Here is a 12361-nt window from a genome sequence, read left to right on the forward strand (position 1 = left end):
CGGCCACCCCCGACAGCGCCCCCATCAGCCCGCCCATCGGCGTGCGCGCCGCCCCCAGCACATAGATGTCCTGAATTGTCATGATCTTCCCCCCGATCCGTCCTTGCGCTTACCGGATCGTAACCTTTGGGGTCTAGTCAAGGATGCAGATGCGCAAGGAAGGCCCGGAATCATGCAGTTCATCGTCGAAGACGCCGAATCCCATCTGAACATCACGGTGACGGAACCCCGGATCGACGCGGCGATTGCGACCCTGTTCAAGGACAAGCTGCGCGAGATCGTGGTCAAGAACCGCAAGCCGGTGCACATGGACATGGCGGCGGTGGACTTCATGGACAGCTCTGGCCTGGGGGCGATGATCGCCGTCCGCAAGAGCCTGCCCGAGAACCTGGCGCTGGTGCTGTTCGCGCTGACGCCCAATGTCGAACGCGTGTTCCGCCTGACGCGGATGGACAGCGTGTTCGACATCCAGCCCCGCACCTCTCAGTCCCGCACCGCTCAGCCCCGTACCGCTCAGAAGGAGCAACGAGAATGACACCCAGTGAACGCTCCGATCCGGGCATCGGCACCCGCGCGTCGGCCCTGACGCAGCCGATGTTCCACCGCGTTCTGAACGCCCATCCGATGATCGTGCGCGACACCCTGCAGGATGTCCGCCAGCGCTTTCGCGGAGAGGTGGGCGACGACACCCTGGGCCGGCTGGAGCTGGTCCTGGCCGAGGTGATGAACAACGTCGCCGAACACGCCCCGCTCAGCCAGGCGGAACAGGCGCGGCTGCCGGTGATCCACCTGTGCATCGTGCGCCACAGCTCTGGCCTGGCCTGCGCGCTGACCGATGACGGGGTGTCGCTGCCCGACGACTGCCTGCTGCCGCGCAGCCTGCCGCCGATGGTCGCGGACGACCTGCCCGAAGGCGGCTTCGGCTGGTTCCTGATCCAGGACCTGACCCAGGCGCTGTGCTATTACCGAGAGGAGAGCCGCAACTATCTGGCCTTCAGCATCCCCTTTGCCCAGATGGAGGTCGACGCCTAGTTGACCGGACCCGCCAGGAAATAGCGACCGTCCTGAAAGGCGCTGAACATGTCGCCGACCTCGGGGTGGTCCAGCGGTTCGCCCGACACGTCCAGCTCCAGGTTCTGCTCCGAGACATAGGCCACGTAATAGGTCGCCTCGGTTTCCGCGAACAGGTGATAGAACGGCTGGTCGCGGTCGGGGCGCGAATCCTCGGGGATGGATTCGTACCATTCCTCGGTATTGGCGAATTCGGGATCGACGTCGAAGATCACGCCCCGGAACGGCCGCGAACGGTGCCGGACGACCTGTCCAAGGCTGTATTTCGCGTGGCGGCTTTGGGCCTGCATCCGGGCGGTTTCCATCGTTCGTGTCAATCATCAACAAAAGTCAGCGCGCCTTCTAGCGCGCCGCAACGATCCTGTCCACCGGCAGGCGATCAGGGCGCGATGTCGTCCGCGGTCAGGGGCACGGTGGCCATCGACATCTTGGCCGACCCTTCGCTGATCTGGTTGGCATGGGCCAGATAGACCAGCACGCGGTTGTCGGCATCATAGATGCGCTGCACCCGCAGCGACTTGAACACCAGCGAGCGTCCCTCGCTGAACACGTTCTCTCCCTCGCCGGGGGTCAGGGCGGTGACGTCGATCGGGCCGGTGCGGGTGCACTGGATCGCGCTGTTGGACGGATCCTCGAACCAGTTGCCCTGGCTCAGGCGGTCCAGGACCGACCGGCTGAAATAGGCCAGGTGGCAGGTGACGCCCGACACCTCGGGGTCCTGGATCGCCTCGATGACGACATCGTTGCCGACCCAGTCCACGCCGACGCGGCCGACCTCCTCGGCCTGCAGGGACAGGGGGGCGGCGATCAGGGCAAGGGTCAGGGCAAGGCGCATGGTCTACTCCGGCAACAGGGGCTGGCGGCCCGATTCGGTCAGAAGGTGCACGGCACCCGGTTCGATGACGGCGGCGGACAGCGGCCGGCCATAGGCCGCCCCCCCGTCTAGGTTCAGTCGGTTCGCATACAGGGCAGGGGCGTCCAGCGCGGTGTGCCCATGCACGACCAGCGGCCCGAAATCGGCATCGCTGTCCAGAAACCCCTGGCGGATCCAGACCAGGTCGCCCTCGGCCTGATGCTGCAGATCGACACCCGGACGGATGCCCGCATGCACGACCAGCGCCAGCGGATGCAGATACCACAGCGGCAGCGTCGCCAGGAACCGCGCGTGATCCGCAGGCACCGCGGCCCGCGTATCGCGCAGCAGCGCCTCGCGCGGCTGGTCCGGGTCCACGCCATAGGATCGCAGCGTCGCCGCAGCACCCAGGCCCGGATGATCCACCCAGTGCTGCCCGGACGACAGGCCCGGATCAACCCAGTCCGGCTGGTCCAGGAACGCGGGCAGGAAGCGGTCGTGATTGCCGCGGGTGACGATCCAGGGTCGCCCCGCCTGCTGGCCGCGCAGCAGGTGGTCCACCACGCCGCGCGAATCAGGACCGCGGTCGATCAGGTCGCCCACATGGGCGATGACCGCATCAGGCCCCCCGTCGTCAAAGATCCGCTGATGCGCGGCCTTCAGCAGGTCCAGCTGTCCGTGAATGTCGCCGATCGCGTAAAGTCGCATCTGTCACCTGGCCGTGGCGCGCGGCAGGGATGGGCCGCACGCCCCTTGGGTAAGGGCGTGCGGGGCCGAGGTCAAACCTCGAACTGCAGCCGGCGGGCCTGCAGGAACTTGCCGGTGTTCTGCAGCGTGGCCAGGGCCTCGTCGCTGATCGCCTCGTCCAGGTACAGGATCGCGATGGCATCCGCGCCACCCGCGGCCCGGCCCAAGGTAAAGTTCGCGATGTTCACGCCCAGATCGCCCAGGGTCATCCCCAGGGCGCCGATCACGCCCGGAACGTCCTTGTTGCGGGTGTACAGCATGTGGCTCCCCACCTCGGCATCCACGTTGATCCCGCGGATCTGGATGAAGCGCGGCTTGCCGTCGCTGAACACCGTGCCCGCGATGGACCGTTCGCGCGTTTCGGTCACGCAGGTGACCTTGACATAGCCCTCATAGGCGCCGGCCTTGTCCTGCTTGGTGGTCGACACCTGCACGCCGCGATCCTTGGCCATGACCGGGGCCGAGACCATGTTCACGTCGGGGTTGCTGGCCTTCATCACGCCCGCGATCACCGCCGCGTTCAGCGCGTTCAGGTTCATCTCGGACACGACGCCGTCGTACAGCACGTTGATCGCCTTGATCGGCTCGTCCGTCATCTGGCCGACAAACGCGCCCAGATGCGCGGCCAGCTTGATCCACGGCCCCATGACGGCGGCCTCCTCGGCGGTGACCGAGGGCATGTTCAGCGCGTTCTGCACCGCGCCGGTCAGCAGGTAATCCGACATCTGCTCGGCCACCTGCAGGGCCACGTTTTCCTGCGCCTCGGTGGTGGCGGCGCCCAGGTGGGGCGTCACGACGACGTTGGGCAGGTTGAACAGCGGGCTCTCGGTCGCAGGCTCGACCGCGAACACGTCGAACGCGGCACCGGCCACGCGGCCGTCCTTCAGCGCCTCGGCCAGCGCCTCCTCATCGACCAGGCCGCCGCGGGCGCAGTTGATGATCCGCACGCCCTTCTTCAGCTTGGCGATCGCCTCGCGCGACAGGATGTTCTTGGTCTTGTCGGTCAGCGGCACGTGGAAGGTGATGAAATCGGCCCGTCCCAGCAGGTCGTCCAGCTCGACCTTGGTCACGCCCATCTCCTTGGCGCGATCCTCGGACAGGAAGGGGTCATAGGCCAGCACCTTCATGTGCAGCCCCAGGGCGCGGTCGATCACGATCCCGCCGATATTGCCCGCGCCGATCACGCCCAGGGTCTTGTTGAACAGCTCGACCCCCATGAAACGATTCTTCTCCCACTTGCCGGCATGGGTCGACACGCTGGCCTCGGGCAGCTGGCGGGCGACCGCGAACATCATGGCGATGGCATGCTCGGCGGTGGTCACGCTGTTGCCGAACGGCGTGTTCATCACGATCACGCCCTTCTTGCTGGCGGCAGGGATGTCGACATTGTCGACCCCGATGCCGGCGCGGCCGATGACCTTCAGGTTGGTCGCGCTTTCCAGCAGCTTGTCGGTCACCTTGGTGGCCGACCGGATGGCCAATCCGTCATACTGCCCGATGATCTCGGCCAGCTTGTCCTTGTCCTTGCCCAGATCGGGCAGGTAATCCACCTCGACGCCGCGATCGCGAAAGATCTGGACGGCGGTTTCCGACAGCTTGTCGGACACGAGAACCTTCGGCATGTCATTCATCCTTGTGTGGGAACGCCCGGGCATGGCCACGCTGACGTCCGGCTTCTTCGTTGGAAAAATACCCTGCGGGAGTCCAGGGGGCGCAAAGCCCCCCGGCTTGTCAGGTCACTGCGCGGCCAGCTCGGCGCGATAGGCCCACTCGACCCACGGCATCAGCGCTGCGACATCGGCGGTCTGGACCGTCGATCCGCACCAGATGCGCAGGCCCGCAGGCGCGTCGCGATAGGCGCCGGCGTCCAACGCCACGCCTTCCTTCTCCAGCCGCTTGGCCACCGCCTTGGCAAAACCCGCCCCGTCCTTGATGGCGGGGTCGGTGAACTTCAGGCAGACGCTGGTCGTCGACGCCGTCGCCGGGTCCTCGGCTAGATCCGCGATCCAGTCCTTGTCCGCGATGAAATCGCGCACCGCAGCCGCATTGGCATCCGCCCGCGCGATCAGCGCATGCAGGCCGCCCAAGGATTGCGCCCATTTCAGCGCAACCAGGTAATCCTCGACCGCCAGCATGGATGGCGTGTTGATCGTCTCACCCTTGAAGATACCCTCGATCAGCTTGCCGCCCTTGGTCATGCGGAAAATCTTGGGCAGCGGCCAGGCGGGGACATAGGTCTCCAGCCGCTCGACGGCGCGCGGCGACAGGATCAGCACGCCATGCGCGCCCTCTCCGCCCAGCACCTTCTGCCAGCTGAAGGTCACCACATCCAGCTTGTCCCACGGCAGGTCCATGGCAAAGGCGGCGCTGGTCGCGTCGCAGATGGTCAACCCGTCGCGGTCGGCGGGGATCGCGTCGCCATTGGGCACGCGCACGCCGCTGGTGGTGCCGTTCCAGGTGAAGACGACGTCACGCGCGAAATCGACCTCGGCCAGATCGACGATCTTGCCGTAATCGGCGGTGCGGACGGTGGCGTCCAGCTTCAGCTGCTTGACCGCGTCGGTGACCCAGCCCTCGCCAAAGCTTTCCCAAGCCAGCATCTCGACGGGGCGCTGACCCAGCAGGGTCCACATCGCCATCTCGACGGCGCCGGTATCAGAGCCGGGCACGATGCCGATGCGGTAATCGGCGGGCACGCCCAGGACCGCGCGGGTCAGGTCGATGGCCTCGGCCAGCTTGGACTTGCCGACAGCGGCGCGATGCGAACGGCCCAGGGGGGCGTCCGACAGCATGTCCAGCGAATAATGGGGGATCTTGGCGCAGGGGCCCGACGAAAAGCGCGGGTTTTCCGGGCGCGCAGCCGGGATCGGATGATCTGTCATCTGGCTAGCCTTCCAGCTAAAAAGCCCCTCGTTGGGGAGGGGTGTCCCACTGACCGACCTAAGGCCCCTCCCGCTCTGGCGCAAGAAAAAACTTTGTCCTACACCCGGACGCAACCGCACAAGGACCGCGCCCATGTTCACCGTCTCGCTGATCGCGGCGCCTGCCGCAGCCAATCTGGATGACGCCCTTCCCGGCGGTCTGGCCGACCGGTGGGGCGGCGACGTGACGCGCTGGCTGTCGCCCGGCGTGGCCGCGGAATTCGACATCGCGGCGCTGCCGGCCGATTCGGATCAGGTCTGGTCCGACCTGCAGACGATCGGCATCGACCTGGCGATCCAGCCGGCGGGGGGGCGGCGCAAGCGCATCCTGATCGCCGACATGGATTCGACCATGATCAACCAGGAATGCATCGACGAACTGGCCGACATGGCGGGCTTCGGCCCCCGCGTGGCCGACATCACCGCCCGCGCCATGAACGGAGAGCTGGACTTCAACGCCGCCCTGACCGAACGCGTGGCGCTGCTGGCCAACCTGCCGGAACCGGTCATCGCGCAGGTGCTGGCGGAACGCATCACCTATGCCGCGGGGGGCGCCACGCTGGTCGCGACCATGCGCGCGCACGACGCCTATACCGCGCTGGTGTCGGGGGGCTTCACCAGCTTCACCCAGGCCGTGGCCCAGACCCTGGGCTTTGACGAACACCGCGCCAACACGCTGCTGACGCAGGACGGCGTGCTGACCGGACAGGTCGCCCTGCCGATCCTGGGCCGCGAGGCCAAGGTCGATGCCCTGACGCAGATCGCCGCCCGCCTAGGCACCACGCCCCAGAACGCCATCGCGGTGGGCGACGGCGCCAACGACCTGGGGATGATCCAGCTGGCCGGGTCAGGCGTGGCGCTGCACGCAAAACCCGCAGTCGCGGCCCAGGCACAGATCCGCATCAACCATGGTGACCTGACCGCGCTGCTGTATCTGCAGGGCTTTGCGGATACCGATTTCGTCACGCCCTGACATCTCCGTTGCCCAAATACCCACGCGACGCCCGCCCCACCGAAAGCCCCGATGATGTTCGAACTGACCGCCGACCTGGTGATGCTGCTGATGCTGGCGGCCTTTGCCGCGGGGTTCGTCGATGCCATCGCGGGCGGGGGCGGGCTGATCACCTTGCCCATCCTGATGCTGGCGGGCCTGTCGCCCGCGCAGGCGCTGGCCACGAACAAGGTGCAGGGCGTCTTCGGCGCGGGCACCGCCGCGCTCAGCTATGCGGCGCGGGGGCTGGTCGATCTGCGCAGCCAGTGGAAATCGGCGCTGATCGCGGGGGCTGCGGGGGCGGCGGGCGCGGTGCTGGTCAGCGCCATCCCGACCGACGGGCTGCGGCTGATCCTGCCGGTGATCCTGATCGGCATCGCGCTGTTCTTTGCCTTCAAGCCGGGGCTGGACGACCTGGACCGCACGCGCCGCCTGACGCCCTTGGTCTTTGCCGCGACCGTGGTGCCGTTCGTCGGCTTTTATGACGGGCTGATCGGGCCGGGGGCGGGGGCGTTCTACATGATCGGCTTCGTCACGCTGGCCGGATACGGGGTGCTGAAGGCCACGGCGCATACCAAGCTGTTGAACTTTGCCTCGAACCTGGGCGGGCTGGGGGCATTCGCGCTGGTCGGACAGCCGCTGTGGCTGTTGGGCATGGCGATGGGGGCGGCGCAGATTGCGGGCGCGATGCTGGGGGCGCGGCTGGCCTCACGCATCGGCGCGCGGCTGATCAAGCCACTGCTGGTCGTGACCTCGACCCTGCTGGCGGGGCGGTTGATCTGGCAGATGATCTGACGCCGGCATCCGGCGCCACCTCTGCCAAGGGGCGCCGGTTCGGGCGGCACGGGGACGGGACGGGGGCATCCCGCGCGGACAGTAAAGCATGGCCGCATGTCGGGGATGTGACGGCCCTCAGCCGGGAAAGCCCGGCGCGCGGCGCAGGTTGCCGGTGACCATGCCGCGACAGTTCAGGATCGGGCCGTCCAGATGCGCCTGCGCCGCCGGATGGCCTGCGTCCAGGACGCCCAGATGGATCAGCAGCGCGGTGATCGCGGCCTCGCTGGCGCGGGTGCCGCCATCGGTGATCTTCAGCGCGACGCCCAGGCCCTGGTCGGGCAGGATCGCCACGAACACGGCCTCGGCCCCTGTCTTGATGGCCGCGACCCCGCCCATCGCGCGCATCAGCTCGGTGCAGGACCGGCCCTCGCCCGCGACCATCTCGGGATGGGTGCGCATCGCGTCGACCAGCCGCCGCATGGCTTGGCCGCGCCGGTCGGTGCCCGGATTGGCGAACCGCGCCATCGCGCGGGCAAGCCCCTCGACCGAGCAGGCCCAGTTGGGGGCCGAACAGCCGTCGATGCCGAAGCCGGGGCTGTCCTCGTCGGTGACCTCCTCGAAGGCGCCTTGACGGCGCGCTGGACCGGGTGGTCGGGCTCGACATACTCGGACCCGCCCTTCAGGTGGTGGTTCAGCGTCAGGAAACCCGCGTGCTTGCCCGAACAGTTGTTGTGCAACTGGCAGGCGCGGTGTCCGAACAGGTCAGGCGGCGGTTCTCGTCCGCATCGCGGGGCATGTGGCAGCCGCAGCGCAGGTCCGGTTCGCCCAGCCCCAGCCCGGTCAGCCAGCCGTCCACGGCCGCGACATGCATCGCCGCCCCCGAATGGCTGGCGCAGGCCAGGGCCAGCTGGCGGTCGGTCAGGCCCGCCGCATCGGCAGCCCCGCTTTCCAGCAAGGGCAGCGCCTGGATCATCTTGCAGGACGACCGCGGATAGATCACCTGGCCGGGCCGGCCCCAGGCCTCGACCACGCCATGCGCGTCGCAGATGACCGCGTGGCCCGCATGCAGGCTTTCGCGCATGTCGCCGCGCCACAGTTCGATCATTTCTGCGGATCGCATGGCTTCTCCCTGACAATTGCGCGATTGTGCTTGCGCAGCCTTTAACGGGCGGCGATTTTCGCTATCCTGACGACAGATGGTTGAAAAGACCACAGCAATCAGGAAGAACGCCGGGTGAAGCGGCGAATTGAATTGGCAGGAGGCCAGAGCATGATTACCACCACCCTGCGCGGTATGGGCGCCAGCCTTGTCCTGATCGCCGGATTGGGCACGGCGGTTGCGCAAGAATCCAGCAACGTCGTGGCGACCGAAGGGGACTGGACAGTCTTCGCGGCCGACAACCCGCGCGAATGCTGGGCAGTCTCGCCCCCGAAATCCACGCTGAACACCCGCGACGGTCAGCCGACCGAGGTGACGCGCGGCGACATCCGCCTGTACGTGGCCTATCGCCCCGGCTCGAACGGAGAGGTCAGCTTCAGCGGCGGCTATCCCTTCGCACCGGATTCGACGGTCGAGGTCGATGTCGGCGGACGCACCTTCAACCTGTTCACCGAGGGCGAAAGCGCCTGGACCGGCAGCCCGTCCGACGACGAGGCGATGATCGCGGCCCTGCGCGGCGGATCGTCGGCGGTCGTGACCGGGCGTTCGGCCCGCGGCACCACGACCAAGGACACGTTCAGCCTGTCGGGCATCACCGCGGCGACCAACAGCGCGCGCGAGCGCTGCCAGTAACCGCAAGGTTGCAGTCCTGACGGAGCTATGGGGGCGGGCCGGTTGATTTCGGGCCCGCTTTCGCATATGTGGCTGTCTTTCGCCCCTTGGGCAGTTCCAACACCGGTGATCTTCATGACCGATCAGACCCCGTCTGCGCCGATCACGCAGGACGTGATGACGCTTCCGCGCAAACTGCCCCAGGGCGGGCTGACGAACATCGTCGGCCTGACGCGTGCGCAGCTGCTGGACGCGCTGATCGCCGCGGGCACGCCCGAACGGCAGGCCAAGATGCGCGTGGGCCAGGTCTGGCAGTGGGTCTATCACTGGGGCGTGCGCGATTTCGCGCAGATGACCAACCTGGCCAAGGATTACCGCGCCCTGTTGGCCGCCAATTTCGAGATCACCCTGCCAGAGGTCGTGACCCGGCAGGTCAGCAGCGACGGCACCCGCAAGTACCTGGTCCGCATCGCCGGCGGCCACGAGGTCGAGGTCGTCTATATCCCCGAGGAAGGCCGCGGCACGCTGTGCGTCAGCAGCCAGGTCGGTTGCACCCTGACTTGTTCATTCTGCCACACCGGCACGCAAAAGCTGGTGCGCAACCTGACGGCCGGCGAGATCGTCGGCCAGCTGATGCTGGCGCGCGACGATCTGGGCGAATGGCCCGTCCAAGGGGCGCCCAAGGACGAGACGCGCCTGATCAGCAACATGGTCCTGATGGGCATGGGCGAGCCGCTGTACAATTTCGAGAACGTCCGCGACGCGATGAAGGTCGTGATGGACAACGAGGGCCTGTCCCTGTCGCGCCGCCGCATCACCCTGTCGACCAGCGGCGTCGTCCCCGAGATCGCCCGCACCGCGCAGGAGATCGGCTGCCTGCTGGCCGTCAGCTTTCATGCGACCACGGACGAGGTGCGCGACCGCCTGGTGCCCATCAACAAGCGCTGGAACATCGAGACGCTGCTGGCCGCCCTGCGCGAATACCCCCGCCTGACCAACAGCGAGCGGATCACCTTCGAATACGTGATGCTGGCGGGCGTGAACGACAGCGATGCCGACGCGCACCGCCTGGTCGAGCTGATCCGCGGCATTCCGGCCAAGATCAACCTGATCCCGTTCAACGAATGGCCCGGCGCGCCTTATAAACGCTCCAGCAACAACCGCATCCATGCGTTCGCGGACATCATCCACAATGCCGGATACGCCAGCCCGATCCGCACCCCGCGCGGAGAGGACATCATGGCCGCCTGCGGCCAGCTGAAATCCGCGACCGAACGGGGCCGCAAGTCGCGCGCCCAGATCGCCGCCGAAACCGCCTAGCGGCGTTTCGACCCACGGGGCAGGGTCGTGCGGTTGCCGCGCGGCCCGGTCTGGACGGGGGTGTTGTCGCGGTTCTCGTCGTGCAGCTTGCGCCAGCGTTCCAGCCGGTCCGCGTCCAGCGTGCCGGCACGCACCGCAGCCTGCACCGCGCAGCCCGGTTCATGCGCGTGGGTGCAGTCGCGGAACCGGCATTGGGGCGCCAGTTCGGTGATTTCCGCGAACAGCATCTCGATTCCCACGGCGACATCTGCCACGTGCAGCGTGCGCATGCCGGGCGTGTCGATGACCCAGCCCCCGCCCGCCACCGGATGCAGCGACCGCGAGGTGGTGGTGTGCCGCCCCTTGGCGTCCGATTCGCGGATATCGCCGGTGGCCTGCGCGTCGCTGCCCGACAGCGTGTTCAGCAGCGTCGACTTGCCCACCCCGGACGATCCCACCAGCGCGACCGTGCGCCCCGGTCCGCACCAGGGCGCCAGCACCGCGGCCGCATCGGGCGATTTCGCGTTCAGCGCCACGACCTGCAACCCGCGCTGCAGGCTGCGGGCGCGTTCGATCCAGTCGGACGGGTCGTCCACCTTGTCGATTTTCGTCAGCACGATCACCGGGTCGGTCCCGGCCTCGTTCGCCAGGGCCAGATAGCGCTCCAGACGCGCCGGGTTGAAATCGTCGTTGCAGGACGTGACCACGAACAGCGTGTCCACGTTTGCGGCGATCAGCTGGCGGGCATCCGCCCCTTCGGTCCGGCGGCGCAGCAGGGCGCGGCGGTCCAAGAGGCGGGCGACCACGCGCGTGTCGCCCTTGGCCAGCACCCAGTCCCCCACCGCATAATCCGCGGTCGAGGCATGGATCGGCAGGTCCAGCCGCACCTGTCCGGCGCCGGTTTCGGCCATCAGCCGCGACCGGTGCACGGCGGCGATGCGCATGGGCACCAGCCCCGCATCGTCGTCCGTCACCTGATCGGCAAAGAAGGGCACCCAGCCCAGATCGTCCAGCGCGTGTGTCATGCGATCTGCATGATCGGGCCACAGGCGCGATGCAAGCGTTTCATTCCGGCGACCAGGCATCGATGATGGCCACGGCCTCGTCCGCGGTCTCGACATAGCGGATCAGGTCCAGGTCGGTGGCGCTGATCGTGCCGGCGCGGGCCAGCGCCTGCCAGTTGATGATGCCGTCCCAGAATTCGGCCCCGAACAGCAGGACGGGGATGCGGGCCATGCGACCGGTCTGGATCAGGGTGAGCGCCTCGAACAGCTCGTCCAGGGTGCCGAAGCCGCCGGGGAACACCGTGATCGCGCGGGCGCGCATCAGGAAGTGCATCTTGCGGATCGCGAAGTAATGGAAATTGAAGCACAGGTCCGGCGTGACATAAGGGTTGGGCGCCTGTTCATGTGGCAGCACGATGCCCAGGCCGATCGACTGGCCGCCGACCTCCTGCGCGCCCAGGTTGCCGGCCTCCATGACGCCGGGGCCGCCGCCGGTGCAGATCACCAGGTCCTTGCCGCCCTGCGCCAGGCTGCGTTCGGTCATCAGGCGGGCGAACAGGCGCGCCTCGGTATAGTATTTCGACAGTTCGGCCAAGGCCGGGCTGCGCGCGTCGCGGGCCGCACCGTCGGGGGCCGGGATCCGCGCGCCGCCGAACATCACCACGGTGGAGGCGATGCCGTGTTCGTCCATGATCATCTGCGGCTTCAGCAGCTCCAGCTGCAGGCGCACGGGGCGCAGCTCCTCTCGCAGCAGGAAGTCGCGGTCGGTGAAGGCCAGCTGATAGGACGGGGCGCGGGTCTGCGGCGTGTCGGGCACGTGCCGGGCGCGGGCCGCGTCGCGGCTGCTGGCGGGCAGGGTGTGGGCGCGGTCCTGTTCGGTCGTATCGGTCATCGAGGCCTCGGGGTGGGGGATGCGCGGATTGCGCG

13 protein-coding genes and 1 pseudogene are annotated in these 12361 nt (G+C 67.7%); 6 read left to right on the plus strand and 8 right to left on the minus strand.

Annotation, left to right across the window (positions count from 1 at the left end; genetic code table 11):
• Window positions 1-172 precede the first annotated feature (172 nt).
• Window positions 173-535: an STAS domain-containing protein gene (locus TY51_RS04440; protein ID WP_042246397.1), complete on the plus strand. Its 363-nt coding sequence runs from the start codon at window positions 173-175 to the stop codon at window positions 533-535.
• Entirely contained in the window at window positions 532-1032 is a 501-nt protein-coding gene (locus TY51_RS04445; RefSeq protein ID WP_042246400.1) for an ATP-binding protein, read from the plus strand. The genes TY51_RS04440 and TY51_RS04445 overlap by 4 nt, the downstream gene beginning before the upstream one ends.
• Here TY51_RS04445 and hspQ read toward each other — a convergent pair.
• From hspQ to TY51_RS04470, 5 genes are all read right to left on the minus strand, one after another.
• Window positions 1029-1376, minus strand: coding sequence for a heat shock protein HspQ (hspQ, locus tag TY51_RS04450; RefSeq protein WP_373960344.1), 348 nt, complete (start codon window positions 1374-1376; stop codon window positions 1029-1031). The genes TY51_RS04445 and hspQ overlap by 4 nt on opposite strands.
• Window positions 1377-1450: 74 nt before the next feature.
• Window positions 1451-1906, minus strand: a complete 456-nt coding sequence (locus TY51_RS04455) for a CreA family protein (protein WP_042246403.1) — start codon at window positions 1904-1906, stop codon at window positions 1451-1453.
• Window positions 1907-1909: 3 nt separating this feature from the next.
• Window positions 1910-2632, minus strand: coding sequence for a metallophosphoesterase (locus tag TY51_RS04460; protein WP_042246404.1), 723 nt, complete (start codon window positions 2630-2632; stop codon window positions 1910-1912).
• Window positions 2633-2703: 71 nt separating this feature from the next.
• Window positions 2704-4293 (minus strand): phosphoglycerate dehydrogenase, encoded by a 1590-nt coding sequence (gene serA / locus TY51_RS04465; protein WP_042246406.1) that lies wholly within the window; start codon window positions 4291-4293, stop codon window positions 2704-2706.
• Between the two features lie 114 nt (window positions 4294-4407).
• Window positions 4408-5553 carry a phosphoserine transaminase gene (locus TY51_RS04470; RefSeq protein ID WP_042246408.1) on the minus strand — a complete coding sequence of 382 codons (1146 nt, stop codon included), beginning with the start codon at window positions 5551-5553 and terminating at the stop codon, window positions 4408-4410.
• 133 nt (window positions 5554-5686) lie between these two features.
• On the opposite strand from TY51_RS04470, the gene serB reads away from it, so the two are divergent.
• A complete protein-coding gene (gene serB / locus TY51_RS04475) occupies window positions 5687-6565 on the plus strand; it encodes a phosphoserine phosphatase SerB (RefSeq protein WP_042246411.1) in 879 nt (292 codons plus the stop codon).
• Between the two features lie 54 nt (window positions 6566-6619).
• Window positions 6620-7378: a TSUP family transporter gene (locus TY51_RS04480; protein ID WP_042246466.1), complete on the plus strand. Its 759-nt coding sequence runs from the start codon at window positions 6620-6622 to the stop codon at window positions 7376-7378.
• 117 nt (window positions 7379-7495) lie between these two features.
• Here TY51_RS04480 and TY51_RS04485 read toward each other — a convergent pair.
• A pseudogene (locus TY51_RS04485) lies at window positions 7496-8480 on the minus strand (asparaginase).
• Between the two features lie 150 nt (window positions 8481-8630).
• On the opposite strand from TY51_RS04485, the gene TY51_RS04490 reads away from it, so the two are divergent.
• Together TY51_RS04490 and rlmN are read left to right on the plus strand one after the other, a co-directional pair.
• Entirely contained in the window at window positions 8631-9152 is a 522-nt protein-coding gene (locus tag TY51_RS04490) for an invasion associated locus B family protein (RefSeq protein WP_042246414.1), read from the plus strand.
• A 114-nt stretch (window positions 9153-9266) separates the two neighbouring features.
• Window positions 9267-10451: a 23S rRNA (adenine(2503)-C(2))-methyltransferase RlmN gene (rlmN, locus tag TY51_RS04495; RefSeq protein WP_042246417.1), complete on the plus strand. Its 1185-nt coding sequence runs from the start codon at window positions 9267-9269 to the stop codon at window positions 10449-10451.
• On the opposite strand, the gene rsgA is transcribed toward rlmN, so the two are convergent.
• Together rsgA and TY51_RS04505 are read right to left on the minus strand one after the other, a co-directional pair.
• Window positions 10448-11455: a ribosome small subunit-dependent GTPase A gene (rsgA, locus tag TY51_RS04500; RefSeq protein ID WP_042246469.1), complete on the minus strand. Its 1008-nt coding sequence runs from the start codon at window positions 11453-11455 to the stop codon at window positions 10448-10450. The genes rlmN and rsgA overlap by 4 nt on opposite strands.
• 40 nt (window positions 11456-11495) lie before the next feature.
• Complete coding sequence (locus TY51_RS04505) at window positions 11496-12326, minus strand: LOG family protein (RefSeq protein WP_042246418.1); 831 nt, start codon at window positions 12324-12326, stop codon at window positions 11496-11498.
• Window positions 12327-12361: the final 35 nt, after the last annotated feature.

Origin of the sequence: Paracoccus sp. PAMC 22219, assembly GCF_000787695.1 — a bacterium.
GTDB lineage: Bacteria > Pseudomonadota > Alphaproteobacteria > Rhodobacterales > Rhodobacteraceae > Paracoccus.

What these genes read in the sequence shown, in the direction of transcription:
- TY51_RS04440 (WP_042246397.1), top strand. Translation starts at nt 173, where the DNA reads ATGCAGTTCATCGTCGAAGACGCCGAATCCCATCTGAACATCACGGTG.
- hspQ (WP_373960344.1), bottom strand. Translation starts at nt 1,376, where the DNA reads ATGGAAACCGCCCGGATGCAGGCCCAAAGCCGCCACGCGAAATACAGC.
- TY51_RS04445 (WP_042246400.1), top strand. Translation starts at nt 532, where the DNA reads ATGACACCCAGTGAACGCTCCGATCCGGGCATCGGCACCCGCGCGTCG.
- rsgA (WP_042246469.1), bottom strand. Translation starts at nt 11,455, where the DNA reads ATGACACACGCGCTGGACGATCTGGGCTGGGTGCCCTTCTTTGCCGAT.
- TY51_RS04480 (WP_042246466.1), top strand. Translation starts at nt 6,620, where the DNA reads ATGTTCGAACTGACCGCCGACCTGGTGATGCTGCTGATGCTGGCGGCC.
- TY51_RS04455 (WP_042246403.1), bottom strand. Translation starts at nt 1,906, where the DNA reads ATGCGCCTTGCCCTGACCCTTGCCCTGATCGCCGCCCCCCTGTCCCTG.
- TY51_RS04505 (WP_042246418.1), bottom strand. Translation starts at nt 12,326, where the DNA reads ATGACCGATACGACCGAACAGGACCGCGCCCACACCCTGCCCGCCAGC.
- rlmN (WP_042246417.1), top strand. Translation starts at nt 9,267, where the DNA reads ATGACCGATCAGACCCCGTCTGCGCCGATCACGCAGGACGTGATGACG.
- serB (WP_042246411.1), top strand. Translation starts at nt 5,687, where the DNA reads ATGTTCACCGTCTCGCTGATCGCGGCGCCTGCCGCAGCCAATCTGGAT.
- serA (WP_042246406.1), bottom strand. Translation starts at nt 4,293, where the DNA reads ATGCCGAAGGTTCTCGTGTCCGACAAGCTGTCGGAAACCGCCGTCCAG.
- TY51_RS04490 (WP_042246414.1), top strand. Translation starts at nt 8,631, where the DNA reads ATGATTACCACCACCCTGCGCGGTATGGGCGCCAGCCTTGTCCTGATC.
- TY51_RS04460 (WP_042246404.1), bottom strand. Translation starts at nt 2,632, where the DNA reads ATGCGACTTTACGCGATCGGCGACATTCACGGACAGCTGGACCTGCTG.
- TY51_RS04470 (WP_042246408.1), bottom strand. Translation starts at nt 5,553, where the DNA reads ATGACAGATCATCCGATCCCGGCTGCGCGCCCGGAAAACCCGCGCTTT.